Source organism: Delftia tsuruhatensis NBRC 16741 (genome assembly GCF_001571325.1).
GTDB classification, from domain to species: Bacteria; Pseudomonadota; Gammaproteobacteria; order Burkholderiales; family Burkholderiaceae_C; genus Comamonas; species Comamonas tsuruhatensis.
Genome location: NZ_BCTO01000007.1, coordinates 231071 through 255768 on the forward strand (window position 1 = coordinate 231071; position 24698 = coordinate 255768).

The following is a 24698-nucleotide window of genomic DNA, read 5'->3' on the forward strand; positions in this document are numbered from 1 at the left end:
GACCGGCGGGCTTTTTTGAAGGGGAAGGAACCGATCAGTTCACGACCTGCTGCAGCGAACCGGCAGCGTACTTGGCTGCCATCTGCTCCAGCGTGTAGCCCTTGATCTTGGCGCCCTGGCCTTCGCAGCCGAACTCGATGTAGCGGGCCTTGCAGATCTGCTTGGCGGCTTCGCGGGCGGGCTTGAGCCATTCGCGGGCGTCGAACTTCTCGGGGTTCTCGGCCAGGAACTTGCGCACGGCGCCGGTCATCGCCAGGCGGATGTCGGTGTCGATGTTGATCTTGCGCACGCCGTGCTTGATGGCTTCCTGGATTTCCTCGACGGGCACGCCGTAGGTTTCCTTCATGGCGCCGCCGTACTGGCGGATGATTTCCAGCAGTTCCTGGGGCACGGAGGAGGAGCCGTGCATGACCAGGTGGGTGTTGGGCAGGCGCGCGTGGATTTCCTTGACGCGCTGGATGGACAGGATGTCGCCCGTGGGCTTGCGCGTGAACTTGTAGGCGCCGTGGCTGGTGCCGATGGCAATGGCCAGCGCGTCCAGCTGCGTGGCCTTGACGAACTGGGCCGCTTCCTCGGGGTCGGTCAGCAGGGCCGAGTGGTCGAGCACGCCTTCGGCGCCCACGCCGTCTTCCTCGCCGGCCATGCCGGTTTCCAGCGAGCCCAGGCAGCCGAGTTCACCTTCGACGGTGGCGCCCAGCTTGTGGGCCATTTCCACGACCTTGCGGGTCACGTCCACGTTGTATTCGAAGGAGGAAGGCGTCTTGCCGTCTTCCATCAGCGAGCCGTCCATCATCACCGAGCCGAAGCCCAGGTTCAGCGCGCCCTGGCAGATGGCGGGCGAGGTGCCGTGGTCCTGGTGCATGACCAGGGGGATGTGGGGATACTGCTCGGCGGCGGCCTGGATCAGGTGCTTGATGAAGGGCTCGCCGGCGTACTTGCGGGCGCCTGCGCTGGCCTGCAGGATGACGGGCGCGCCCACTTCGTCGGCGGCCGACATCACGGCTTGCACCTGCTCCAGGTTGTTGACGTTGAAGGCGGGAAGACCGTAGCCGTTTTCGGCAGCGTGGTCCAGCAGTTCGCGCATCGAAACGAGAGGCATGTGTAGGGTCCGTATCAAGTTGTTGAGAGGGGGATGCCCCTGCCGCATGGCGGCCGCCGCTGCGTCATGGGTTCGCTGCGGGGCTGCGGCCGGGGGATCGCGGCAGTAACCGCTTGGTAACTGGCGATTTTAACCAGCTGCCGCCAACCCTGTCCCGGGCATTCCCATGCGGTAGCAGGTCGTGAAGCCTTCGGGCGGCGCGGCCTCGCCAAAGCTTCCCTGGTGGGCGCGCAGCACGCGCGCCACGATCTCGTGGCCCAGGTGCAGGCTGTCCACGGGCGCTGCCGCGCGCTCTGCGCCGTCACGGCGGCCGTCGCTACGGCGGCCGTCATCGCAGACCTGCAGCCAGACCTCGCCATCCGGCCCCTGCCCGGCCTGCACCTCGATCTGCGTGCCGTGCGGCGTGTGCTTGAGGGCGTTTTCCACCAGGTTGCGCAGCGCCAGCTCCAGCAGCACGGCATTGCCCATCACGCCCAGTGCCTCAGGCGCCTGCACGGACAGGCTGCAGCCGCGCTGCCAGGCCGCCTGCGCATGGGCGGCCACCACCTGACGGGCCAGCGCGGCCAGGTCCACGGGCACGGGCGGGTCGGCCAGCATGGCGCGTCCTGCGCGCGCCAGTGCCAGCAGCTGGCTGAGCACATGGCCGGCGTGCAGCGCGTCCTGGCCTATGCGCGCCAGCGCGGCGCGCTGGGCCGGGGCATCCATGGCGCCGGCCGGCGCATCGCCCAGGGCACGCGCCTGCAAGGCGATGGAGGCCAGCGGCGTGCGCAGTTCATGGGCCACTTCGTTGGCCAGGCTGCGCTCTCGCTCCAGCGCCTCCTGCTGGCGGTCCAGCAAGGTGTTGATGGAGTTCACCACGGGCATGAATTCCCGAAGCGCGTGGCGGTGCGAGACGCGCTCGGCCTGGGCCAGGTCCAGGCGCTCGACCTCGCGCGAGAGTTCGTTGAGCGGCCGCATGCCGCGTCGAATGGCCAGCCCCAGCGCCAGCGCGACCACAGGCAAAAGCCACAGGCCCGGCTCGATCATCTGGCCCGCGATGTCGTCGGCCAGTTCGTCGCGCTCCTGCAGCTCGATCATCACGCTGACCTTGCGTGCATGGTCGCGGCTCCATTGGGTGAAGCTGCGCCAGGCCCGATGCTCGGGACCCAGGCGCAGGGTGGCAAAGCCCTGCTCGGTGTCGAAGGCGGGCTCGGGCGCATCGCCCGTGCGCGAGATCAGCCGCCCCGCGCCATCCCACAGGGCCACGCTCAGCGACTGCTGGTAGTCGTGGGCCATGAGGCCGGGGGGCTCATGCACGGGCGTGGCTGCTCCCTGGCCTACGGCGCCTGCGACTTCCAGGTTGAGCACCAGCGCAGCGACGCCGGCCAGGTGGCCGTCGGTCAGCTCGTCTGCCTCGTGCACGCCGGTCTGGTAGCCCAGTGCCACGAAGCTGGCCCAGACCACGACCAGCGCGCCCAGCATCCAGGCCATCAGATGCCAGATCAGCGAGGGGCGGCGCTGCTGCGCGGTGCTCATGGGTTCTCCGCAGGAAGAAAGTAGCCCACGCCGCGCATGGTGACGATGCTGGCATTGCCCAGCTTCTTGCGCAGGTGGTGGATGTGGACCTCGACGGCATTGCTTTCCACGGCCGTGCCCCAGCTGTAGAGATGTTCCTCGATCTGCTGGCGCGAGAGCACGCGCCCGCGCGCCTGCAGCAGCACCCAAAGCACGGAGAACTCGCGCGGCGACATCTCCACCAGCTTTCCGTCGCGGCGCACGGTGCGCGCGGCCGGATCGACTTCCAGCTCGCCATGGCGGATCACGGGTGCCGCCTGGCCTCCTGCGCGGCGCAGCATGGCGCGCAGCCGCGCCTCCAGCTCGTCGATGTCGAAGGGCTTGACCAGGTAGTCATCGGCACCCAGGTCCAGCCCGGCGATGCGCTCGCGCACCTGGTCGCGCGCGGTGAGGATGAGCACGGGCGTGTTGGGGTCCGGCAGGGCGTGGCTGTCGCCACCCGGGCGGCGCGGGCTCCGCAGGCGGCGCAGGATTTCGCTGCCATCGCCGTCGGGCAGGCCCAGGTCCAGCAGCACGGCGTCGAAGCGCTCCATCTCCAGCGCATGCCAGGCATCGGCCACGGTGGAGCAGACGTCGACCGCATAGCGGCGCTGTTGCAGATTGGCCTGCAGGCCTGCGGCAATGCCCGCGTTGTCTTCGACGACCAGTATTCGCATGCGCGCATTGTGCAATGGCCGCTGCCGGCTGCGGCGCCAGACGATGGCCGCACGCCGGGGCATGCGTTAAGACGGGTTTAAGCCGCGCTTCTCATGCTGCCGGCCATGCCGACACCCGACCCCCGAGATTTCTCCGCCGCCCCCGCGCAGGGCCCCTCCTTCAAAAGCACCCTGCTGTGGACCCTGGCGGCCCTGGCCGTGGTCCTGGCCTGGGATGCCGGCGCCCTGGACCTGGCCATGGCCCGCTGGTTCGGCGACGCCGATGGCTTTGCGCTGCGTTCGGACTGGTTCTTCGTGAACATCGCCCACGAAGGCGCACGCCGCCTGGCCTGGCTGGTGGTGCTGGGCCTGACGCTGTGCGTCTGGCGGCCCATCGGCCCGCTGCGCCTGCTGCCTCACGGGCGGCGCGTGCAGCTGGTGGCGGGCATCTTGCTGTCGCTGGCCCTGATCTCGCTGCTCAAGTACACCAGCGCGACCAGCTGCCCCTGGGACCTGGCCGAGTTCGGCGGCGTGGCGCGCCATGTCTCGCACTGGTCGCTGGGCCTGGCCGACGGCGGGCCGGGCCGCTGCTTTCCCGCAGGCCACGCCTCGGCAGGCTTCGCCTTTCTGGCCGGCTATTTCGCGCTGCGCCGCCATGCACCGCGCGCAGCCTGGATCTGGCTGGCCGTCTCGCTGGCCGCAGGCCTGTCGATGGGCCTGGCCCAGCAGATGCGCGGCGCCCATTTCATGAGCCACACGCTGTGGACCGGCTGGCTGTGCTGGACGGCGGGCTGGCTCTTCGACCTGGCGGTCACGCGTGCGCTGCGCACCCGGGGCAGCGCGCCTGACTCCCTGTGGCCCGCCGCCAGCCTTCCGCCTTCCACTCCCTGATCAAGCGTTGCCATGCTGCCCCTGGACCCCGCCCTGTTCACGCTGCTGAACGCCAACGCGCAAACGCCCGCCATCTCGATCGAGGCGGCGCGCGCCATCTCGTCCTGGCTTCCCTCGCTGTGCGCCGTTCCCGTGATGGTCGGGTTGCTGCGCGGCTCGCCCGCCCTGCGCCGCACCCTGGTGCTGGCCCTGCTGTCCATGCTGGCCGCCTGGGCCGTGGCACGGCTGATCCGCTGGAGCTTCCCGGCGCCGCGTCCTGCCCAGCTGGGCATGGGCGTGCAATGGGTGGAACACGCGCTGCGGTCCAGCTTTCCGAGCATGCACGCCACGGGCGCCTTTGCCCTGGCCCAGGCGCTGACCCTGGGCTGCACGCGCCACCGCCGCTGGGTCATGGTGTCAGCCTGGTCGCTGGCCCTGGGCATGGCCTGGAGCCGCGTGCACCTGGGCGTGCACTTCCCGTCCGATGTGGTCGGCGGTGCCATCGTGGGCATCTGCAGCGCCACCCTGGTCTGGCATGCTGCGCTGTGGCGCCGCCTTGCCGTCATGCCCAACCTGCTGCCCTACAACGCACGAACCCACTCAGGCAGGCCCCGATAGACCATGGCGAAGGCATAGCGCACCGCACATAAAACTGGCGCACCCCAGAACGAGGGACACCGAGCAAGGGCCGCCCCGCCGCGAGGGTGTCGTCCCCCCCCGCGTAGCGAGAGGGGGAAGGCGCGAAGCGCCTCAGGGGGTTAGTTCACACGACATATCTTCAGCATGTTCGTGCCGCCGGGCTGGCCCATGGGCTCGCCGCAGGTGATGGCGTAGACATCGCCGCTTTGCACGATGTTGCGCGCGCGCAGATGGCCTTCGGCCTGGTCCAGCGCGGTGTCGCGGTCGGCGCTGGTGTCCATGAGCAGGGGGCGCACGTTGCGGTACATGGCCATCTTGCGCTGCGTGGAGATCTTGGGCGTGAGCGCGTAGATGGGGATGTGGATGCGGTGGCGGCTCATCCACAGCGCGGTGGAGCCGCTGTCCGTCATGGCGACGATGGCCTTGGCGCCCAGGTGGTGGGCCGTGAACAGCGCGCCGATGGCGATCGACTGGTCGATGCGCGAGAACTGGCGGCCGGTGAACTCGGCATCGCTGTCCGGGTCTTCGGCCGCTTCCGCGGCGGCGCAGATCTTGGCCATTTCCTGCACGGTCTCCAGCGGGTACCTGCCGGCGGCGGTCTCGGCGCTGAGCATGACGGCGTCCGTGCCGTCCAGCACGGCGTTGGCCACGTCGCTGACCTCGGCGCGCGTGGGCACGGGGTTGGTGATCATGCTCTCCATCATCTGCGTGGCGGTGATCACGAACTTGTCCATGTCGCGCGCCATGCGGATCATCTTCTTTTGCAGCGCGGGCACGGCCGCGTTGCCCACTTCCACGGCCAGGTCGCCGCGCGCCACCATGATGCCGTCGGAGACATGCAGGATCTCTTCCAGGCGCGGAATGGCCTCGGCGCGCTCGATCTTGGCGATCAGGCCGGGCTTGTGGCCGTACTGGGCCGCAGCCACGTTGCACAGCTGGCGCGCCATCTCCATGTCGGTGGCGTTCTTGGGAAAGCTCACGGCCACGTAGTCGGCCTGGAAGCTCATGGCGGTCTTGATGTCCTCCATGTCCTTGGCCGTCAGCGCCGGGGCCGTCAGGCCGCCGCCCTGCTTGTTGATGCCCTTGTTGTTGGACAGTTCGCCGCCGAGCTTGACGGTGGTGTGCACCTCGTCGCCACGCACATGGTCCACGGTGAGCACGATCAGGCCGTCGTTGAGCAGCAGCACGTCGCCGGGCTTCACGTCGCGCGGCAGTTCCTTGTAGTCCAGGCCCACGCCGTTGATGTCGCCGGGCTCGGTGCGCGACGCGTCGAGCACGAAGCGCGCGCCGGGCTCCAGCATGACCTTGCCTTCGGCGAACTTGCCGACGCGGATCTTGGGGCCCTGCAGGTCGGCCATGATGGCCACCTCGCGGCCTGCGCGCTGGGCCGCCTCGCGCACCATGGTGGCGCGGTCGATGTGGTCCTGCGCCTTGCCGTGGCTGAAATTCAGGCGCACCACGTTGACGCCTTCGCGCACCATCTGTTCCAGCAGTTGCGGGTCGCTGGAAGCGGGGCCCAGGGTGGCGACGATCTTGGTGGCACGGCTCACTTGCATGGAATGTCTCTCGCTCAGGGTTTGTAATCGGGTTTCAATTCTCACACGAATGCGGTTACATGAAGGCAACATTCCGGCATGCGGTGCGGGCCTGAAGACCCCGCATCCTGAGCCTGCGCAAGGGGGCGGCCGGATGCCGTTGCCATCGCCGAACACTGCGGTGCACTGCCTTTGCCGCTATTGCTTTTGATGCTGCACGGCAGCATTCCCGGCAAAGGCGCTGTGCCATGCCGGCCTCCTGTGAAAGCAGTTTTGCCCGCCGCGTTCGCAATGCTCACCGCGCCGCAGGACACCACAGAATCAGACTGGTCCACATTGACGCGGCCCGCCCCTGCTTCCTAGCATCGCCTTCATATTCCTGTGGTCCACCCGGCCCGCAGGCCGCAGCCAGAACATACGGTTCCCCTTGGTTTCGCATGCTCAGCCAGTCCATCCACAGCTTTGCCATGCCACCAGGAAATCCACCATGCTTGACCGCAGACGCTTTGTTCTGACCACCCTGGCCTCCCCGGCGCTGACCGCCTGCGGCGCGGGTGGCGATGTTGCCGCCAACCGCTATGTCCAGACTCCCCTGCTCGCCAGCCATGCGCGCTACGGCGCGCGCTTCACGCAGCCCGGCTTCGTCAACGGCTGGGGCATCGCCATCCGCCCGGCCGGCGCGGGAGGCCATTTCTGGATTGGCGGCGGGGGCACGTCCTGGCAGTTCATCGGTGACGTGGCTCGCTCGGCCGATCCCGGGATGCGCGCCCTGCACCAGGACGGCCTGCGCGAAGTGGCCGTTCCGCGCTCCGATGCCCTGACCGGCGATGACAGTGCCGGCAAAGTCACCGGCGTGGTCTACAACGGTGCGCCCCTGGACTCGCAGCTGCTGCGGGTCCGGCAGCAGCCTGCCGCCGGACGCCTGCTCGAGGGCTCGGCCCGCTTCGTCTTCGTGACCGACAGCGGCAGCGTCAGCGCCTGGACGGAGCGCGATGCGCAGACGGGCGCCATCGTCCGGGTGGATGGCCCTGCGGTGGAAATGTTCAATGGCGCCGACCAGGGCATGGCTTTCTTCGGGGCCGCCATCCACACGGGCCGATGGGACCGCGTGTGGGTGGCCGACTTCGGCGCACGGCCCCAGATCCGCACGCTGGACGCGCAGTGGCAACTGGTGCCCACCCAGGGCTTCGCCAACCCGTTCGCATCAGGCGCGGCAGGCGAGGCCCGGCCCGGTGATCCGGTGCCCTTCAACATCCAGGTCGTCAACGACGGCCGCCGCGACCGCGTGTTCGTGCTCTATGCGATCAGCCAGCCCGATCCGGACGATCCCCTGGCGTTCCATGCCGGCGAGGAGGATGCGCTGGACGCAGCCGCAGAAGCGGCCAGCGGCAACCAGCCTGCGCGCGGCAGGCTGGCCGAGTTCGACCTCGACGGCCGCCTGCTGCGCATGTATGAGGACGATGGACGCCTGAATGCGCCCTGGGGCGTGGCCATCGCTCCTGACGGCTTTGGCGCACTGGCGGGGCACCTGCTGGTCGGCAACTTCGGGGGAGCAGGCCGCATCTGTGCCTTCGACCTGTCCACGGGCCGCTATGTGGACGATCTGCGCGACGCGCAGCACCGCCCCGTGGCCATCCCCGGCCTGTGGGCCCTGCAGTTCGGCAACGGCGTGGCCCTGGGCGACAGCGACGCGCTCTACTTCGCCGCCGGCCCCGAGGACGAAACCGAGGGCCTGTTCGGCTCGCTGAGGCTTCTGTGACGCTTCATCCTGGCGGTGTCATTGCGCAGACGCCAGGCCTCACACCAGCCCGTGCGAGAGCAGGTAGGTGATGGCATGGGCCACCATGGCCGCCTCCAGGCCATAGCGCCAGAACAGGAAGCCGCCCACGGCGCCGTGGACGACCTCAAACAGCAGCAACTGCAGCACCAGCGCGTCCGACAGGCCGCCCCAGGTGCTCCAGGCCAGGGCCAGCTGCAGCATGCCCCACAGCAGGGCCGACAGCATGACGGACCACCAGCCCAGCGTCCATCCCGGGCGGCGGTCTGTGCGCCCGCTCAGCCGCCACAGCAGCCACATCACCAGCGTCATGCCGCCCAGCCGCATCACCAGCTCGGCCGTGATGCCCGCGTACAGCATCTTGGCGCCCAGCGGCATGGCGTAGACGGGGTCGATCAGGGTCAGGTCGTCGGGCCAGGCCAGGGCCAGGGTCACCAGCCAGGCCGCGCCGACCACGCCGCCGGCCAGCCCCGGCAGCGTGAGGTAGCGCACGGCGCGCTGGGGCGAACGCCCGGCCACCCAGGTGGTCAGCAGCGGTGCGGACAGGCCCAGCCGCGGCCCCAGCCACACGCCCACGCCCACGGGCAGGGCCAGCAGCGCGGCCATCACGCCGATGCCGGTGAGCGGCGTGACCAGCGGCTCCACGGGCAGGCCCAGCATGCGCATCCAGTCGGGCAGCACGAACCAGGCCATGGCCGCCACGCCGGGCAGCCCCAGCAGCCAGAGCACCGTGAAGATGCGCCAGCTCAGCCGGGGCAGTGCGGGTGCGGCATAGGCCGATGGCGCGGGCATGAGAGTGGACACGGGGCCGGTGGTGGGCAGGCTGGCGTTGTCAGTCACGCATCAAGGCTTCTATCTCGTCGGGCTCCACGGGCACGCCGCGCGTGATCAGCTCGCAGCCGGTCTCGGTGACGATGGCATCGTCCTCGATGCGGATGCCGATGTTGTGGAACTGCTCGGGCACGCCGGCCGCAGGGCGCACGTAGATGCCCGGCTCGATGGTGGTGCACATTCCCGGACGCAGGATGCGGCTGGGGCGGTTGGTGATGGTCTCGCCCGACAGCGGGTCCTTGCGCTCGTGCGACTGGCCCAGCTCCGAAGGCTCCACATAGCTGCCGCAGTCATGCACGTCCATGCCCAGCCAGTGGCCGGTGCGGTGCATGTAGAACTGGAAGAAGGCGCGCTGCTCGATCACGTCCTGGGCATTGCCATAGACCTTTTTGTCCAGCAGGCCCAGATCCAGCATGCCCTGCGCCAGCACGGCCACGGTGGCGTCGTGCGGATCGTTGAAGCGCGCGCCGGCCCGCGTGGCCGCCACGGCAGCCTTCTGGCTTTCCAGCACCAGCTCGTAGAGCGCGCGCTGCGGGCCGGTGAAGCGGCCATCGGCGGGGAAGGTGCGCGTGATGTCGCTGGCGTAGCCGTCGAGCTCGCAGCCGGCGTCGATGAGCACCAGTTCGCCCGCGCGCACGGGGGCCTTGTCGGCCTGGTAGTGCAGCACGCAGGCATTGGCGCCGGCGGCCACGATGGAGCCGTAGGCCACGTACTGCGAGCCCTGCTGGCGGAATTCATGCAGCAGCTCGGCATCCAGGTGGTATTCACGCACTTCCTGGCCTGCGCGCAGCATGCGCGCCGAGCGCTGCATGGCGCGGATATGGGCCTGGGCGCTGATGGCGGCGGCGCGGCGCATGATGTCCTGCTCGTGGGCGTCCTTGACCAGGCGCATCTCGTCCAGCAGCGTGCACAGGTCGCCCTGCTCGGACGGGCACAGCGCGCCAAAGCGCACCCGTGCGCGCACCTGGCCCAGCCAGCCTTCCACGCGCACGGCCAGCCCTTCGTGCGTGGCGAACGGATACCAGAGGCGGCCCCGGTTCTCCAGCAGGCGGGGCAGGCGCGTATCGATCTCGGAGCTGGAGAACGCCTGGCTCACGCCCAGCGTGGCCACGGCAGCCTCGGGGCCCAGGCGGATGCCGTCCCAGATTTCGCGCTCCAGGTCCTTGGGCTGGCAAAACAGCACGCTGGAGCCATCGGCGGCCAGTACCAGGCAGGCATTGGGCTCGGCAAAGCCGGTCAGGTAATAGAAATAGCTGTCGTGGCGGTACAGATAGCCGGTGTCCCGGTTGCGCTGGCGCTCGGGAGCGGTGGGAATGATGGCGATGCCGCCGGCGCCCAACTGGGCGGCCAAGCGTGCGCGGCGTTGGGCATAAACAGATGTCATGCAGCTATCGTACTGCCGTCCGGGGTTCTCCACAGTCCCCGGAACAGGGGAAGGAGGGGGGCAGTCGGCCGGCGTCAGGTGGACTTCAGCGCAGACACCGTCACTGCCCCAGGGCGCGCCGATTCCAGGGCGCCTTCATCAGCATGCGCGCCAGTCCGCAAAAGCCGGTGGCACCAGCCACGATCAGACCGCAGCCCACGAAGGCCGAGAGCAGGTGCCACCACGGTGAAACCGTGGCACCGAGCACGGCGCCCAGCAGTGCCAGCCCGCCCGCACCCAGTTGCACCTGGCGCTGCAGCTCCAGCGGCTGGCGGCTGTCGTGCAGCACGGGCAGGCCTTCGGCCTTCCAGGCGTCCAGGCCGCCGTCGAGCACATGGCCGGCACAGCCGGGCGGCAAGGCAGCCGCCAGGGCCTGGGCGTTGAGCCGCGTGCGGTTGCCGGAACGGCAGTGAAAGACCACGGCGGCCGGCGCATCGCCCCAGGCCTGGGCGCCCAGGCGCTCCATGGGCATGCTGCGGGCGCCTGCCATGCGTTCGCGCGCATGTTCGTCGGGCGCGCGGATGTCGATGAGCCAGGCGCCTTGCGCCTGCAACTGGCGGGCGGCCTGGGCCGAGATGAGGGGAAGGGACATGGGACGACTCCTGGGGTGGGGGTTTTCAGGGACAGAAGATGCTCTTGAGTGCCGCCACCAGCTTTTGCGCATCGGGATCGGCGATGCGGTAGTACAGGGTCTGCGACTCGCGGCGGTAGGCGACCAGGCCCTCCTCGCGCATGCGCGCCAGATGCTGGGACAGGGCCGACTGGCTCAGCGGGATGCGCTCCAGCAGCCCGCCCACCGACAGCTCGCCATGCTCGATCAGCAGGCACAGCACCAGCAGGCGCCTCTCGTTGCCCACGGCGCGCAGCAGGGCGGCGGCGCGCGCCGCACCCTGCTGCAGGAAAGCCTGTTCGGAGGAGAGGATGGGTTGGTTCATGATTAAGAAAAATCTAATTTAGCAAATTCTAATATACTTGCCGGCAGGCTGCACTGGAGCCATCGACAAAGGAGTGCTTTCATGACCTCGCCGCTGCGCATCGCGCCATTCTTCGACGAAGCCACCCATACCGTGACCTACCTGGTCTGGGATGCGAACACGGGCGAGGCCGCCGCCATCGACCCCGTGCTCGACTACGACCATGCCAGCGGCCAGGCCCACACCGGCTCGGCCGATGCCGTGCTGGCCGCCGCGCAGGCCCAGGGCCTGCGCCTGCGCTGGATCCTGGAAACCCATGCGCATGCCGACCACCTCAGCGCGGCCCCGTACCTGCGCGAGCGCACGGGCGCCCCGATCGCCGTGGGCGAGCACATCCGCGAGGTGCAGCGCATCTTCCGCCCCGTCTTCAACCTGCCCGCGCCCGCCGGGGAGCCGCCTTTCGACCGACTGCTGGCAGACGGCGACAGCCTGCCCCTGGGCGGGCTGCGCATCGAGGTGCTGCACACGCCCGGCCATACGCCCGCCTGCGTGTCCTACCGCATCGAGGATGCGGTCTTCGTGGGCGATACGCTGTTCATGCCCGACTACGGCACGGCGCGCGCCGACTTTCCGGGCGGCGATGCGCGCACGCTGTTCCGCTCCATCCAGCGCCTGCTGGCCCTGCCGCCCGCAACACGCCTGTTCATGTGCCATGACTACAAGGCGCCGGGCCGCGACCGCCACGCCTGGGAAACCACCGTTGCCGACCAACGTGCCGGCAACGTGCATGTGCACGCGGGCGTGGACGAGGCCAGCTTCGTGGCCATGCGCAACCGGCGCGACGCCACGCTGTCGGCGCCCGCCCTGCTGCTGCCCGCCATCCAGGTCAACATGCACGCAGGCCATTGGCCCGAGGCCGAGGCCAACGGCGTGCACTACCTCAAAATTCCGCTGCGCATGAAGCATCGGCCCCAGGCAGCGGACGCGAAGCAGGCGTAGAGTCGTCCGTTGGCTCCCCCACCCCTCTTGCGACACCCCCAGGACAAAGGACCTTCCATGATCCACAGCGCCCATGCCACCAGCACGGACACCCCCTATCGCGTCACGCTCGCAGACCCCCAAGGACACCGCTGGCACGTGGACGAGCCCGCGGACAAGGGCGGCGGCGACACGGCGCCCAACCCCCTGCAGCTGCTGCTGTCGGCCCTGGGCGCCTGCACCACGGTCACGCTGCAGATGTATGCGGCGCGCAAGCAGTGGAAGCTGGAGCAGGTGGATGTGCAATTGCGCCTGAACCCCGAAGGCACGCCGGCCAGCGGCAACCTGATCGAACGCCAGATTACCCTGCAAGGCGACCTGGACGACGAACAGCGCCAGCGCCTGCTGCAGGTGGCCGAGGCCTGCCCCGTGCACAAGCTGCTGGCCGGCGAAGTGCACATCCAGACCGCGCTGCAGCTGCCCGCCTGAGCGAAGGACTGGCCACCATGCAAAAGGCCCTGCGGCAGGTATGCCGCAGGGCCTTCGGAGTGGACGGGGACATGGCCGGCGTCAGGCTTCGCTGACCTCGATCTCCCCCGTATCGACATAGAGTTCGAACTCCCGCTTGGCCAGCGACACGGTGATCGGCTGATCCTCCTGGGTCCAGGACAGCACATAGCTTCCGATGGCCGTGGCCACCTGCACACGGGTGCCACGCGGAATGTCTTCCAGTTGGCCATCGCCTACCCGGTGCTGCACATTGCCGGTGACCGTGGCTTCGAATTTCTCGGGGAATCGCTGGACTTCCACGGCGCTCTGGACCGCCTCTTCAGCGGCTTCGGCGTGCGTCTGTACGGATGTATTCATGGCGTTTTCTCCTGTAAGAGTGAGGCCGGCGCCCGCCAAAAGGACGGGCGCCGGGCCGTTCCTCGAATGTAAACAATGTTCCTGAGAATGCGCTGTCAGCGAACAGGCCCAATATCTGCGATCCTGGTTTGCCTGCTGCGCCGAGCTGCACGACACTGGTGGCCTCCCCCACGAACCAGGCCGATCCGCCCATGTCCGACACGTCCCCACCCAACTCCCAGCCCCAGCACCTTCCCACCCGCACCGCCGACGTGGGCGGCATTCCCATCCAGCGCGCCATTCCGCAGCGCGCCCTGCGCAAGGTCGGTGCCTGGTGCTTTCTCGACCACGCCGGCCCCGCCGATCCCGCGCCGCCCGGCATGCAGGTCGGCCCGCATCCCCATATCGGCCTGCAGACCTTCACCTGGATGATCCGCGGCGAAGTGCTGCACCGCGACAGCCTGGGCAACACCCAGATCATCCGGCCCGGACAGGTCAATCTGATGACGGCAGGCCACGGCATCGCCCATTCCGAGGAAAGCCAGACGCCCTCGCACATCCACGCCGCCCAGCTGTGGATTGCGCTGCCCGAATCGCACCGCAACGGTCCGCCCCGCTTCCAGCACTACCCCGAGCTGCCCAGGACCACGGTGGGGGACTTCACGGCCACGGTGCTGGCCGGCGAGGCGCTGGGCCTGACGTCGCCCGCCGAGGTGCACACGCCCCTGATGAGCGTGGACCTGCATGCGGACAGCGCACGCAGCGCCAATGCCGTCGCCACGTTGCCGCTGCGCGCCGATTTCGAGCATGCCGTGCTCAGCCTGGAAGGTGACGTGCGCGTGAACGGCCAGCCGCTGCCGGTGGAGGAATTGCTCTACCTGCCCCTGGGCACGCCCTCGGTCGCCATCGAAGCGGCGCCCGGCAGCCGCCTGCTGGTCATTGGCGGCGAGCCCATGGATGAAGCCATCTTGCTGTGGTGGAACTTCGTGGCGCGCACGGGAGAGGAAATCGCCGAGGCCCGCGCGCAGTGGGAGGCCGAGACCCGGCAGCCCGCCACTGCGGCGCGCCGCTTCGGACCGCCGCTGGCTTCGCCCCTGGCGCCGCTGCATGCGCCTTCGCTGGACGGCGTGGTGCTGCGCGCCTCGCGCTGAAACGCGCCGTACCGCAGCCTTCGCGGCGATCGCCGCCCCAGCAAAAAGGCGCCCCGAAAGGGGCGCCTTGCCGTTGATGTTGCGGGAGTTTCGAGGGTCAGGCCGGGCTGGCCGCATCCACCTCGGTGCCATCTTCCACGCCGCGCACGCTCTCGCGGCCATGCTTGTCCTTGAGCTTGCCCAGATCGGTTTCCACCGCCCGCTTCAGCTTATCGATGGCGGCGTTGAAGGCGTCCTTGACCTTCTCGGCCTCGGCGTTCACGGCGATCGGCGGGCGTCCATTGGCCCGGGTCTCCAGAACGCAGCGCTTGCCGGGAGCCCCCGAGGTCTTGAGCGCATCGACACCCGTGAGGAACACCTCCACGCGCACCACATAGTCCTTCAATCTCGCCAGCTTGGCGTTGATTTCTTCCTGCGCCCATTGCGCCAAGGACTCGCCACCCTGGATCGAATCGTCGGCATGAACCTGAACTTGCATGCATATCCTCCTAGTCGCCAAAAGCCGCACCACCGGCGCGGCGGGGTTGTCGGGGCCATTGATGAACTGGCGAAACCATCGTAACGCCATGCGGGCTGCCTGCACAGCAAGTCGCACCCTGCGTCGTCAGGTTTTTCGCACTGCAGCATCCGCAGTCCCCACCCTGCCTACAGGCTACACCCAGAGGGGCGACGCCGGGTTCAGCGCGCTGAAGAAGCTTGAGATGCCTCAAGACAACTCTTGCATTCACCTACACCTATTTGCGGTGATGGCCCTGCGCCGGTCGCGGGCGTTCAACCCCTTCCTACAGGTCGCAGGCACGATTGGGCTTACAACGTGACCATCAGGACTTTCCCCTTGCCCCCCACCCCATGAGCCCACTTGCCTCACGCCGCCTCAAGATCGGCCTTTCGGCCTGTTTCTCCCATGCGGACCCGCAGCGTCCGCTTTTCACGGGCAAGACGCTGCAGTACGTGGAGCAATCGATAGCGCACTGGATCATGTCGGCCGGCGCCATGGTGGTGATGGTGCCCTGCCCCACAGGCGAGACCGCGCGCGGCGATGTGACGCTGGAGCACTATGCCGAGTGGCTGGATGGCGTGGTCATGCATGGCGGCGCCGACGTCTGGCCCGGCAGCTATGGCGAGGAACCCATGCGCCCCGAATGGCTGGGCGACCGCGTGCGCGATCTCTACGACCTGGCCGTGGTCGAGGCGTTTTCCCAGGCCGGCAAGCCCATCTTCGGCGTCTGCCGCGGTCTGCAGCTGATCAACGTAGCCTTCGGCGGAACGCTCTACCAGGACATCGAGACCCAGGTGCCCGGCTCGCAGCTGCACCGCAATCCCACCGAGTACGACCGCCACTACCACGACATCGCCATCGTGCCCGGCAGCCGGCTGGAGGCGCTGTACCCCACGCTGGACCGCGCACGCGTCAACAGCATCCACCACCAGGGCATCAAGGACGTGGCGCCAGAGTTCGATGTGGAGGCCTGGAGCCTGCCCGACCGCATTCCCGAGGCCATCTTCCGCAAGCCCGGCACGCTCAAGAGCTATATCGCGGCCACGCAGTGGCACCCCGAATTCCAGTTCCGCAACCCGGACACCAGCACGCTGGATGACAGCGTGCTGCTGCGCGACTTCCTGGCCGCCTGCTCACGCGCCCGCGTGAGCCCGGCCGTGAGCCACAGCCCCTTCCAGATCCGCAACCGCGCCGCGCGCCTGCTGCGCCGCGCCTTGCTTCGCAGGCATTGACGGCCCGGCGCCGCCAAGCGCCTGCGCCACCACCTGCTGCAACTGCCCGCGCAGCCACGCATGGGCGGGATCGGCCTGGTGGCGCGCGTGCCAGACATGAACATGGGCAGCGGCGGGCAGTCCACGGGCACCGCAACGCTGGCCAGCGATGACAGGGCCGTGCGGCCCAGCAGCGATGGCGCCGTCGCCAGCAGCGGCGTGCCGCGCACAAAGGCGGCCAGCGCCGCAAAGCCCGGCACGCGCACGGCAAAGCGGCGCTCCAGCCCGCGCGCCTGCAGTTGCAGGTCCAGGTCCAGCGCCTGGCGGTCGGCATAGGCCACGGTGGCGTGGTCGGCCTGCAGATAGTCGGCCAGGCTGGCCGGCGGCTGTCGCACGGCGCTGTCATAGAAGACGGCGTACTCATCGCTGAACAGGCGCTTTTGCACGATGTCCGTGGCATCGGGCGGGCGCGGGCTGATGGCCAGCAGGCAGGCGTCCGAGCGCAGCAGTTCGGCATCGGGCGCGCCGCTGTCGATCACGCGCAGCACCGTCCGGGGCGCGGCTGAGCGCAGGCGCCGGGCCAGTGCGGGCAGCAGCAGCTCGCGCTGCAGGTCGTTGGCGGCAATGGTGATCTCGGCACGCCAGTGCGCGGGGTCAAAGCTGGGCCCCTGGCCGAACTGCTGCATCTGCCGCAGCAGCTCGCGCGCAGGGCCCTGCAGCGCCAGTGCATGGGCCGTGGGCGCAATGCCCCGCCCCTGCCGCACGAACAATCGGTCGCCCGTGATGGCGCGCAGCTTGTCCAGCAGATGGCTGACGGCCGATTGCGTCACGCCCAGGCGCTGCGCCGCCGCCGTGACGCTGCCGGTCTCCAGCACGGCCAGCAGCAGTTGCAGCAGCCTGCCATCGAGCTGCGATCCATCGATTTGTCTCATGCATTCCATGATTGGCCGCCGCTTTATCTTTGGCAACGCGGGCCGGACACTGCCGCTGATCCAACGCAAATACCGGAGACAAAACATGGCCGATCAGCCGCAGATTCCCGGCACCACCCTGTTCGACGGCAGGCAGGCCCGCAAGGGCTATGCGCTCAACAGCATGTGCTTTTCCTTCAACGAGCTGGCCAACCGCCAGGCCTTCCTGGCCGACGAAGAGGCCTATATGCGCAGCTACGGGCTGAACCAGGAGCAGGCCGAGGCCGTGCGCGCGCGCAACGTGCTGCAGATGATCGCGGCCGGCGGCAACGCCTACTACCTGGCCAAGCTGGCCGGCATCTTCCACCTGGACATGCAGGACATAGGCGCCCAGCAGACCGGCATGACCAAGGCCGAGTTCCAGGCCCTGCTGCGCTCGCACGCCTGAGCCCCGCCGCAGACCACACGCAAGACACAGTACAGGAGACACCCACCATGGCACATCTCATCGGCGGCCTCGGCACCTCGCACATTCCCGCCATCGGCAACGCCATCCACAAGGGCCTGCAGAACGAGCCGTACTGGAAGCCCTTCTTCGACGGCTTCCCGCCCATCCGCGAATGGCTGGCCGCCCAGCGCCCCGAAGTGGTGGTGGTGTTCTACAACGACCACGGCCTGAACTTCTTCCTCGACAAGATGCCCACCTTCGCCGTGGGCGCGGCCGAGCGCTACTGCAACGCCGACGAAGGCTGGGGCATTCCCACGCTGGCACCGCTGCGCGGCCACGCGGAGCTGTCATGGCACCTGATCGAGTCCCTGGTGGGCGAGGACTTCGATGTGGTCAGCTGCCAGGAGATGCTGGTGGACCACGCCTGCACGCTGCCGCTCAAGCTGTTCTGGCCCGAGGGCGACTGCCCTGTGGCCGTCGTGCCCGTGTGCATCAACACCGTGCAGTTCCCGCTGCCCTCGGCGCGCCGCTGCTATGCGCTGGGCCAGGCCGTGGGCCGGGCGATTGCGCGCTGGAACAGCGACCAGCGCGTGGCCGTCATTGCCTCAGGAGGCCTGTCGCACCAGCTCGATGGCGAGCGCGCGGGCTTCATCAACAAGGCCTTCGACCTGCAGTTCCTTGAAAGCATGGCCACCAATCCCGAATGGGCCACGCAGTTCAGCGTGCATGAACTCGTGGAAAAGACCGGCACCCAGGGCGTGGAACTGCTGATGTGGCTGGCCATGCGCGGCGCCCTGTCCGCGGCTGCGCCCGGCGTGCGCCGCGTGCACGGCAACTACCACATACCGATCTCCAACACCGCCACGGCGCTGCTGGCGCTGGAGGCGGTCTAGTCGGAAACACAAAGGCCGCCGGGCATGCCAGGCGGCCTTTGTGCATTGCGGGGCCGTGCGGACCGGGTGTATCCCGGCCCTGCCTCTCAATGGTGGTGGCCGTGGCCGCCGTGCACGTGGCGGTGCTCGATTTCCTCGGGCTTGGCCGCGCGCACTTCGGTGACCTTGCAGGCAAAGTGCAGCGCCATGCCGGCCAGCGGGTGGTTGCCGTCGAGCAGCACCACGGGGCCCTTGATCTTGACCACGTGGTAGATCTGAGGCTGGCCCTGGTCATCCGTGCCGCGCAGCTGGCCGCCCACCTTCACGCCGGGCGGGAACTCGCCCTTGGGGATGGTGCGGGTCAGGCTCTCGTCGCGCGCGCCGAAGGCGTCTTCCACGGCCAGGTCCACGGTCAGCGTGTCGCCCACGGTCTTGCCGTCCAGGGCGGCTTCCACCTTGGCGAAGATGTTGTCGTAGCCGCCATGCAGATAGGCCACATCGCCCTTGTCGAGCAGCTTGCCCAGCTTGTCGGTGATCTTGTAGTTGATGGTGACGGCGGTGTCTTTGGTGATGTTCATGGCAAAGGCCTTGGAAAACCGCAGCGCAAAAGGCGCGCCGCGCAAAGCCGCCATTGTCGGCGACCTGGGGCATTCCAGCGTCGGGACCGGGGGTTCACCGGCTGCCCAGCCTCAGCCCAGGCACTCGCGCGCGCATTCGAGCAGGCTGCGCGCCCAGCGCGCGCGGGCCGAGGTGTTCAGCCACAGCAGGCCGACCTTGCGCGCATCGGCAGGCCGGGGGCCTTCGCCGCCGGCCTGATCGGGCAGCGCCAGCACCCGCACGTCGCGGCCCTGGGAGAGCACGGGGCCGATGTCGGGCACCAGGCCCACGCCCAGCCCCTGGTCCACCATCATGGCCACCGCCAGCACCGAGTTCAGCTCCATGCGCTCCAGCGGCGCAATGCCCTGGGAGCGCAGATAGCGGTCGGCCAGCCGGCCACCGGCCAGGGAGCGGTCGTAGCGCACCAGGGGCCGGGTGCGCAGCAGGGCCAGCGGGTCCTGCTGCGCATCCCGGGCGCGGCACAGCACGACCAATGGCTCCTGGCGCAGCTCGGCCCAGCACACGGTCTTGGGCAGGTCGAACGAGGGTTGCAGGCAGATCAGCACGTCCAGCTCGGACTGGACCAGGGCCGTGTACAGCTCGGGCGTGAGGCCGGCGCGCACGCTGATGCGCACCTCGGCGTGGCGCGCCACGAAGGCCCGCATCACGGCGGGCACAAAGCCGTGCAGCGCCGTGTTCACGGTGCCCAGCCGCAGCTCGCCGCCGTCTGTATCCGAGGCCACCCATTCGCGCAGGCCCTCGAAGTCCTGCAGCAGCTGGCGGCCGCGCTCGAACAGCCGCTCGCCCGCCTCGGTGGCGCGCACGCTGCGGCCATGGCGCACCAGCAGCGGCGCACCCAGCTCGCCCTCCAGCACGCGCATCTGCTGGGCAATGGCCGAGGGGCTCAGATCCAGCTGGCGAGCAGCTTCGGACATGGAGCCGGTGTCCACCACTCTCAAGAAATTGTGTATGTATCTCACGTCCATTTCACACATTTTCTTGAATCACAACGCAGATGCAACTGCTGTTTTCCCAGGCTGCGCTGCACCACACTGCGTGACAACGACTATTTCCAGGAGACAGACGCATGGATTCCCGGCCCACCGCTCAAACCTCTCAAACCGCTCAAGCCTCTCAGACCTCTTTGCCGCGCCGGATGTGGCTGTCCGCCGCCGCCGCCGCGCTGGCCGCCTGTGCGCTGCCGGCCTGGGCCCAAAAGCGCGGCAGCCGCCTGGTGGTGCCGTTTGCGCCGGGCGGCGGCAACGATGTATTTGCGCGGCAGATGGCGCATGGCCTCAACGAGTCCTTCGGCTACGGGATGATCGTGGAGAACAAGGCCGGCGCGGGCGGCAACCTGGGCACGGAAGCCGTGGTGCGTGCGGCCGGCGACGGCGGCACCTGGCTGCTGGGCCATACGGGCACGGTGTCCATCAATCCCTCGCTGTATCCGGGCCTCAAGTTCAATGCGGCCACCGATCTGCAGCCGGTGGCCATGTTCGCATCGTCGGCCCTGCTGCTGGTGGTGCCGGCTTCCTCGCCCGTGCGCAGCGTGGCCGACCTGGCCGAGCAGATGCGCAAGCGCAGCGGCGAGATGAACTACGCCTCCAGCGGCTCGGGCACGGGCGGCCACCTGACGGGCGAGATGTTTGCCCACGCGCTGGGCGCCAAGGCCATCCATGTGCCGTACAAGGGCACGGCCCCATCGCTGACCGACCTGGTGGGCGGCAATGTGGACTTCAGCTTTGGCGTGATTCCCGCGGCCATGGCCCTGGTGAAGGCCGGCAAGCTGCGCGCCCTGGCCGTGACCGGCGCCAAACGCCAGCCCCAGCTGCCCGACGTGCCCACGGTGGCCGAGTCCGGCGTGCGTGCGCTGGCCGACTTCGAAAGCTCGCTGACCTACGGCATCCTCGCGCCCAAGGGCACGCCTGCCGAGACGGTGCGCGCGCTGGGGCGCGACATCCTCAAGGTGGCGTCTGCCGATTCCTTCCAGTCGCGCCTGGGCATCGAGGGCGCCGTGCCGCTGCTGGGCGATGGCGCGCAGTACGCGGCCCGCATACAGGTGGAGAGCGCCAAGTGGGCGGCCGTGATCAAGGCCTCGGGCGCCACGGCCTGAGACCGGCAAGGACAGCATGTCATTGGTGAAGGACTATCTGGGCCCGGCCGACAGCGGCCACTGGTTTGCAGACGCGCGCTGGCTGGACGCGCTACTGCGCTTCGAGAGCGCGCTGGCCCAGGCCCAGGCCGACTGCGGCCTGGTGCCGCGCCCGGCCGCCGAGGCCATTGCGCGCGCCTGCGCGCAGGCGCCGCTCACGTGCGAAGGCGTGGTGGAGCAGGCACGCGCCAGCGGCGCGCTGGGCCTGGCCGTGGTGCGGCCGCTGCAGCAGTGGCTGCAGGCCCACGCCCCGGAAGGCCTGCCCTGGCTGCACTGGGGTGCGACCACGCAGGACGCCGTGGACACGGCGCAGGCCCTGCTCACGCAGCAGGCCCTGCAGGCGCTGCTGGCCGAGCTGGACGCGCTGCAGTCCGCACTGCAGGCCCTGGCCCGCACGCACGCGGCCACGCCCATGCTGGCGCGCAGCCTGCTGCAGCCCGCGCAGATCACCAGCTTCGGATTCAAGTGCGCGCAGTCGGCTGCCGCCGTGCAGCGCAGCATCGAACAGTTTGAAAGGCTTGCCGCCGCTGCGCTGTGCGTGCAATTGGGCGGCGCCGTGGGCAATGGCGCCGTGCTGGGAAGCCACCGTGCCGAGGTGGAGCAGGCACTGGCCCGGCGCCTGGGCCTGTCGGCTTGCGGCCGCAGCTGGCATACCCAGCGCGACGACTGGATGCGCCTGGCCATGGAGGCGGCTGTGTGCGGCGGCAGCCTGGCCAAGCTGGCCCGGGACTGGTCGCTGATGGCGCAGTACGAGGTGGGCGAGATCGCCGAGGCGCCGCGCGGCAGCACCTCCAGCGCCATGCCGCACAAGCGCAATCCCGTGCACCTGATGCAGGCGGTGGCACAGGCCCAGGCCATCCCCCAACTCGCGGCCCTGCTGCTGGGCTGCATGGCCCAGGCGCATGAACGCGCGCTGGGCGAGTGGCAGGCCGAGGTCGCGCACTGGCCCGACCTGTGGCGCCATGTGCATGGCGCCGCCGCCGCATTGCGCCAGGCCGCCCAGTCGCTGCAGGTGCTTCCGCAGCGCATGCTGGGCCATGTGCGGGGCCTGCACGGACTGGTGTTTTCAGAGGCCTGCGTGCACGCCATGGCGCCCTGGACGGGCAAGCCCGAGGCCCTGGCCGCCGTGGAGCTGCTGGCCCCGCAGGCGCTGGAGCAGGGGCGCGAGCTGCGCCTGCTGCTGGCCGAATGGGCCGCGCCCCGGCTGGACGCAGCAGCCCTGCAAGCGCTGCAAGATGCGCTGGCCCGGGCCTGCGACCCGGCACGCGCCGTGCAGGCATCGCATGATGCGTGCCTGGCGCTGCTGGCAGCGCCGCAGACCCACGCCAACGCCAACGCCAACGCCAATGCCCATGCCCATGCCTGACACAGGACCCCCCGCCATGACCGAACCTTCCGCCGACGCCCTGCAGCGCGGCCTTGCCAACCGCCGCCGCGTGCTGGGCGATGAATGGGTGGACCAATCCGTGGCGCGCGCCAACGAACTGAATGTGGAGTTCCAGCGCATGATCACGGCCTATGCCTGGGACGGCATCTGGAGCCGCCCCGGCCTGGAGCGCCGCACGCGCCGCATCATGGTGCTGGCCATCACGGCCTCCATGGGCCGCTGGGAAGAGTTCGAGCTGCACATCCGCACAGGGCTGCTGGCCGACCCGGCCGATGCCGAGGCCGCGCCGCTGGACCTGGACACCATCCGCGAAGTGCTGCTGCAGACCGCCGTCTATGCCGGCGTGCCCGCAGGCAACACCGGCATGGCCATCACGCTGAAGATCCTCAAGGAGCTGGGGCGCACGCCCGCGCCGGCCAGCTTTCATCCACCCTCAGACACGGCCTGACACGGCCTGACCGGACTCAGGCGGCCGGAGGCTGTTCCTCGGCCGCAGCGCCCGGGTAGCGCGCAAAGCGCCGGTTCTCTGCGCCATGCACCGGGTCCTGCTCGGCCCAGGGCCATCCGCCGAACTGGGTGCGCCGGTAGTCCTGCATGGCCTGCATGATTTCCTGCTGCGTGTTCATCACGAAGGGGCCGTACTGCGCCACGCTCTCGCCAATGGGGCGGCCCTGCAGCACCAGGCATTCCACGGCGTCGGCGCCGCTGTTGTGCAGCTCCCAGTCCTGCGTGGCATCCACATGCAGGGCCGCATGCTGGGCCAGGGCCGTGGGCCCGACCTGCAGTGCCTGGCCCGCAAAGAAATACAGCATGCGTTGCGTGTCCGCACCGGCTGCGCGCGGCAGCGTCCAGCGTGCGCCGGGCTCCAGGCGCAGCGTCCAGATGGCCACGTCGCCCTCGGGTTGCGAGGCCCAGGATTCGGGCGGCGGCGGCAGGGCGGCCGCCGTGCCGGGCAGGCTGCCTGCCACCACGGTGACCACGGTCCTTCGGCCTGCGGCATCCGCATGCTCCAGGCGGGGGATGCGTTCGTTCCAGAACATGGTGAAGTGCGGCTCCACCATCTTGGAGCGCGCAGGCAGGTTCAGCCAGATCTGGAACAGTTCCAGCGGATTGGGCGCGTCGCTGTTGAGCAGCGGGAACATCTCCGAATGCTGGATTCCCTTGCCGGCCGTGAGCCACTGCACGTCGCCGCCGCCAAAGCGCGCGGCCGCGCCCAGCGAATCGGAATGGTCGATCAGGCCCTTGCGCACCAGGGTCACGGTCTCGAAGCCACGGTGCGGATGGCCGGGAAAGCCCGGCACGCCATCGCCGTGGTACATGGAAAAGCCGTCCTTGCGGCTGAAGTCGCTGCCCATCTGGCGGCCTTCCAGGTCCACGGCCTGCACGCCCAGGCGGCCATCGCTGGGCGGATAGGCATCGTCATGGTGGGCACAGAACAGGAAGGGGTCCATGGTGGGCCACAGCGGGCCCAGCGGCTGGCTCTGGAGGACGGGGGTGGTGGCTGCGGTCATCGTGGCTCCTGTGAGGCTGCGCCCGCAAGAAAAAAGGGGGCGCTGCATTCTCGGACAGATGCGGCCCCCGCGCCGGTTTTGAAAGCCACCATGGCTGGGACAGTGCGGCCCAGGAATGCACCGCCCGCCGGCTCAGTTGCGCGGCGGCGTCACCAGGCCCTTTTGCACGGCCGGGCGCGCCACGAAGGCGGCCAGCACGCGCTGCAGCTCGGGAAAGCGCTCCCAGCCCAGCAGTTCGGCCGCGTTGTAGCCCTGCTCCACCACCATGTTGCGCACCCAGGGCCACAGGGCGATGTCGGCAATGGTGAATTGCTCGCCCATCACCCAGGCGCGGCCTGCGAGGCGGCGCTCCAGCACACCCAGCAGGCGCACGGACTCGTTCACGTAGCGGTCGCGCGGGCGCTTGTCCTCGAAGTCCTTGCCCGCGAATTTGTGGAAGAACCCCAGCTGGCCGAACATGGGGCCGACGCCACCCATCTGGAACATCAGCCACTGCAGCGTTTCATAGCGCGCGGCCGGGCCGGCGGGCAGCAGCGGGCTGCCGGACTTCTCGGCCAGGTAGACCAGGATGGCGCCCGACTCGAACAGCGCCAGCGGCTTTCCGCCCGGACCCTGCGGGTCCAGGATGGCCGGGATCTTGTTGTTGGGAAAGGTGTCCACGAACTCGGGCGAGAGCTGGTCATCGCTCTCGAAGCCCACGCGGTGCGCCTCATACGGCAGGCCCATCTCCTCCAGAGCGATCGACACCTTGACGCCGTTGGGCGTGGGCAGGGAATACAGCTGGATGCGGTCCGGCTGCATGGCCGGCCACTTGCGCGTGACGGAAAAGGCGGAAAGCGGATTCTGTGGAGTCATGGG

The 24698-nt window shown here is 69.0% G+C and carries 26 protein-coding genes and 1 pseudogene; 12 read left to right on the forward strand and 15 right to left on the reverse strand.

The window, feature by feature from the left end:
* Positions 1-34: 34 nt before the first annotated feature.
* The 3 genes from fba to DTS01S_RS02410 form a co-directional block, all read right to left on the reverse strand.
* Entirely contained in the window at positions 35-1099 is a 1065-nt protein-coding gene (gene fba, locus DTS01S_RS02400; protein ID WP_013804528.1) for a class II fructose-bisphosphate aldolase, read from the reverse strand.
* Between the two features lie 129 nt (positions 1100-1228).
* Complete coding sequence (locus DTS01S_RS02405) at positions 1229-2614, reverse strand: two-component sensor histidine kinase (protein ID WP_016449836.1); 1386 nt, start codon at positions 2612-2614, stop codon at positions 1229-1231.
* Complete coding sequence (locus DTS01S_RS02410; RefSeq protein ID WP_026062623.1) at positions 2611-3309, reverse strand: response regulator transcription factor; 699 nt, start codon at positions 3307-3309, stop codon at positions 2611-2613. Before DTS01S_RS02410 ends, DTS01S_RS02405 begins: the two co-directional genes overlap by 4 nt.
* A 93-nt stretch (positions 3310-3402) precedes the next feature.
* Here DTS01S_RS02410 and DTS01S_RS02415 point away from each other — a divergent pair, with 93 nt between their 5' ends.
* Both DTS01S_RS02415 and DTS01S_RS02420 read left to right on the forward strand, forming a co-directional pair.
* The gene (locus DTS01S_RS02415; RefSeq protein ID WP_061287289.1) at positions 3403-4179 is read left to right on the forward strand and encodes a phosphatase PAP2 family protein; all 777 of its coding nucleotides are present in this window, start codon (positions 3403-3405) and stop codon (positions 4177-4179) included.
* A 12-nt stretch (positions 4180-4191) separates the two neighbouring features.
* Entirely contained in the window at positions 4192-4776 is a 585-nt protein-coding gene (locus DTS01S_RS02420; RefSeq protein ID WP_061287291.1) for a phosphatase PAP2 family protein, read from the forward strand.
* Between the two features lie 140 nt (positions 4777-4916).
* On the opposite strand, the gene pyk is transcribed toward DTS01S_RS02420, so the two are convergent.
* Complete coding sequence (pyk, locus tag DTS01S_RS02425) at positions 4917-6353, reverse strand: pyruvate kinase (RefSeq protein WP_016449840.1); 1437 nt, start codon at positions 6351-6353, stop codon at positions 4917-4919.
* A 466-nt stretch (positions 6354-6819) separates the two neighbouring features.
* Here pyk and DTS01S_RS02430 point away from each other — a divergent pair, with 466 nt between their 5' ends.
* Positions 6820-8091 (forward strand): TIGR03118 family protein, encoded by a 1272-nt coding sequence (locus DTS01S_RS02430; RefSeq protein ID WP_017404649.1) that lies wholly within the window; start codon positions 6820-6822, stop codon positions 8089-8091.
* Between the two features lie 39 nt (positions 8092-8130).
* Here DTS01S_RS02430 and DTS01S_RS02435 read toward each other — a convergent pair whose 3' ends face one another.
* The 4 genes from DTS01S_RS02435 to DTS01S_RS02450 all read right to left on the reverse strand — a co-directional run bounded on the left by DTS01S_RS02435 (position 8131) and on the right by DTS01S_RS02450 (position 11298).
* Positions 8131-8949, reverse strand: a complete 819-nt coding sequence (locus DTS01S_RS02435; protein WP_016449842.1) for a hypothetical protein — start codon at positions 8947-8949, stop codon at positions 8131-8133.
* Positions 8942-10324 carry an aminopeptidase P N-terminal domain-containing protein gene (locus tag DTS01S_RS02440; protein WP_026062188.1) on the reverse strand — a complete coding sequence of 461 codons (1383 nt, stop codon included), beginning with the start codon at positions 10322-10324 and terminating at the stop codon, positions 8942-8944. Before DTS01S_RS02440 ends, DTS01S_RS02435 begins: the two co-directional genes overlap by 8 nt.
* 100 nt (positions 10325-10424) lie before the next feature.
* Complete coding sequence (locus DTS01S_RS02445; RefSeq protein ID WP_017404647.1) at positions 10425-10955, reverse strand: rhodanese family protein; 531 nt, start codon at positions 10953-10955, stop codon at positions 10425-10427.
* 25 nt (positions 10956-10980) lie between these two features.
* Positions 10981-11298 carry an ArsR/SmtB family transcription factor gene (locus tag DTS01S_RS02450; protein ID WP_017404646.1) on the reverse strand — a complete coding sequence of 106 codons (318 nt, stop codon included), beginning with the start codon at positions 11296-11298 and terminating at the stop codon, positions 10981-10983.
* Positions 11299-11379: 81 nt separating this feature from the next.
* On the opposite strand from DTS01S_RS02450, the gene DTS01S_RS02455 reads away from it, so the two are divergent.
* A complete protein-coding gene (locus DTS01S_RS02455; protein ID WP_017404645.1) occupies positions 11380-12276 on the forward strand; it encodes an MBL fold metallo-hydrolase in 897 nt (298 codons plus the stop codon).
* Positions 12277-12333: 57 nt separating this feature from the next.
* Positions 12334-12744 (forward strand): OsmC family protein, encoded by a 411-nt coding sequence (locus DTS01S_RS02460; RefSeq protein ID WP_016449847.1) that lies wholly within the window; start codon positions 12334-12336, stop codon positions 12742-12744.
* Positions 12745-12825: 81 nt separating this feature from the next.
* On the opposite strand, the gene DTS01S_RS02465 is transcribed toward DTS01S_RS02460, so the two are convergent.
* The gene (locus tag DTS01S_RS02465; protein ID WP_016449848.1) at positions 12826-13122 is read right to left on the reverse strand and encodes a hypothetical protein; all 297 of its coding nucleotides are present in this window, start codon (positions 13120-13122) and stop codon (positions 12826-12828) included.
* A 191-nt stretch (positions 13123-13313) separates the two neighbouring features.
* Between DTS01S_RS02465 and DTS01S_RS02470 the strand changes: the two genes are divergently transcribed.
* Positions 13314-14252: a pirin family protein gene (locus DTS01S_RS02470; RefSeq protein WP_016452068.1), complete on the forward strand. Its 939-nt coding sequence runs from the start codon at positions 13314-13316 to the stop codon at positions 14250-14252.
* Between the two features lie 97 nt (positions 14253-14349).
* On the opposite strand, the gene DTS01S_RS02475 is transcribed toward DTS01S_RS02470, so the two are convergent.
* Entirely contained in the window at positions 14350-14730 is a 381-nt protein-coding gene (locus DTS01S_RS02475; RefSeq protein WP_016449850.1) for an HPF/RaiA family ribosome-associated protein, read from the reverse strand.
* 371 nt (positions 14731-15101) lie between these two features.
* On the opposite strand from DTS01S_RS02475, the gene DTS01S_RS02480 reads away from it, so the two are divergent.
* Positions 15102-15983, forward strand: coding sequence for a gamma-glutamyl-gamma-aminobutyrate hydrolase family protein (locus tag DTS01S_RS02480; RefSeq protein WP_012202849.1), 882 nt, complete (start codon positions 15102-15104; stop codon positions 15981-15983).
* Here DTS01S_RS02480 and DTS01S_RS02485 read toward each other — a convergent pair.
* Positions 15885-16903, reverse strand: a pseudogene (locus DTS01S_RS02485) (LysR family transcriptional regulator). The gene DTS01S_RS02480 and the pseudogene DTS01S_RS02485 sit on opposite strands and share 99 nt — an antisense overlap.
* A gap of 76 nt (positions 16904-16979) precedes the next feature.
* On the opposite strand from DTS01S_RS02485, the gene DTS01S_RS02490 reads away from it, so the two are divergent.
* On the forward strand, positions 16980-17321 hold the full coding sequence (locus DTS01S_RS02490; protein ID WP_016449852.1) for a protocatechuate 4,5-dioxygenase subunit alpha: 342 nt from the start codon (positions 16980-16982) through the stop codon (positions 17319-17321).
* A gap of 47 nt (positions 17322-17368) precedes the next feature.
* Positions 17369-18214 (forward strand): class III extradiol dioxygenase family protein, encoded by an 846-nt coding sequence (locus tag DTS01S_RS02495; RefSeq protein ID WP_017406178.1) that lies wholly within the window; start codon positions 17369-17371, stop codon positions 18212-18214.
* An 86-nt stretch (positions 18215-18300) separates the two neighbouring features.
* Here the strand turns inward: DTS01S_RS02495 and DTS01S_RS02500 are convergent, their stop codons facing one another.
* Both DTS01S_RS02500 and DTS01S_RS02505 read right to left on the reverse strand, forming a co-directional pair.
* Positions 18301-18771, reverse strand: a complete 471-nt coding sequence (locus DTS01S_RS02500) for an FKBP-type peptidyl-prolyl cis-trans isomerase (RefSeq protein ID WP_026062580.1) — start codon at positions 18769-18771, stop codon at positions 18301-18303.
* 111 nt (positions 18772-18882) lie between these two features.
* On the reverse strand, positions 18883-19776 hold the full coding sequence (locus DTS01S_RS02505) for a LysR family transcriptional regulator (protein ID WP_016449855.1): 894 nt from the start codon (positions 19774-19776) through the stop codon (positions 18883-18885).
* A 101-nt stretch (positions 19777-19877) separates the two neighbouring features.
* Between DTS01S_RS02505 and DTS01S_RS02510 the strand changes: the two genes are divergently transcribed.
* Genes DTS01S_RS02510 through DTS01S_RS02520 form a run of 3 tightly spaced genes read left to right on the forward strand, consistent with a single transcriptional unit; the run spans position 19878 to position 22777 of the window.
* Positions 19878-20903, forward strand: a complete 1026-nt coding sequence (locus tag DTS01S_RS02510; RefSeq protein ID WP_026062582.1) for a Bug family tripartite tricarboxylate transporter substrate binding protein — start codon at positions 19878-19880, stop codon at positions 20901-20903.
* 16 nt (positions 20904-20919) lie between these two features.
* Positions 20920-22308, forward strand: coding sequence for a lyase family protein (locus tag DTS01S_RS02515; RefSeq protein ID WP_026062583.1), 1389 nt, complete (start codon positions 20920-20922; stop codon positions 22306-22308).
* A 16-nt stretch (positions 22309-22324) separates the two neighbouring features.
* Positions 22325-22777, forward strand: a complete 453-nt coding sequence (locus DTS01S_RS02520; RefSeq protein WP_016452075.1) for a carboxymuconolactone decarboxylase family protein — start codon at positions 22325-22327, stop codon at positions 22775-22777.
* A 16-nt stretch (positions 22778-22793) separates the two neighbouring features.
* Here DTS01S_RS02520 and DTS01S_RS02525 read toward each other — a convergent pair whose 3' ends face one another.
* Both DTS01S_RS02525 and DTS01S_RS02530 read right to left on the reverse strand, forming a co-directional pair.
* Positions 22794-23840, reverse strand: coding sequence for a pirin family protein (locus DTS01S_RS02525; RefSeq protein ID WP_012202840.1), 1047 nt, complete (start codon positions 23838-23840; stop codon positions 22794-22796).
* Between the two features lie 132 nt (positions 23841-23972).
* The gene (locus DTS01S_RS02530; RefSeq protein ID WP_017406182.1) at positions 23973-24695 is read right to left on the reverse strand and encodes a glutathione S-transferase C-terminal domain-containing protein; all 723 of its coding nucleotides are present in this window, start codon (positions 24693-24695) and stop codon (positions 23973-23975) included.
* Positions 24696-24698 lie beyond the last annotated feature (3 nt).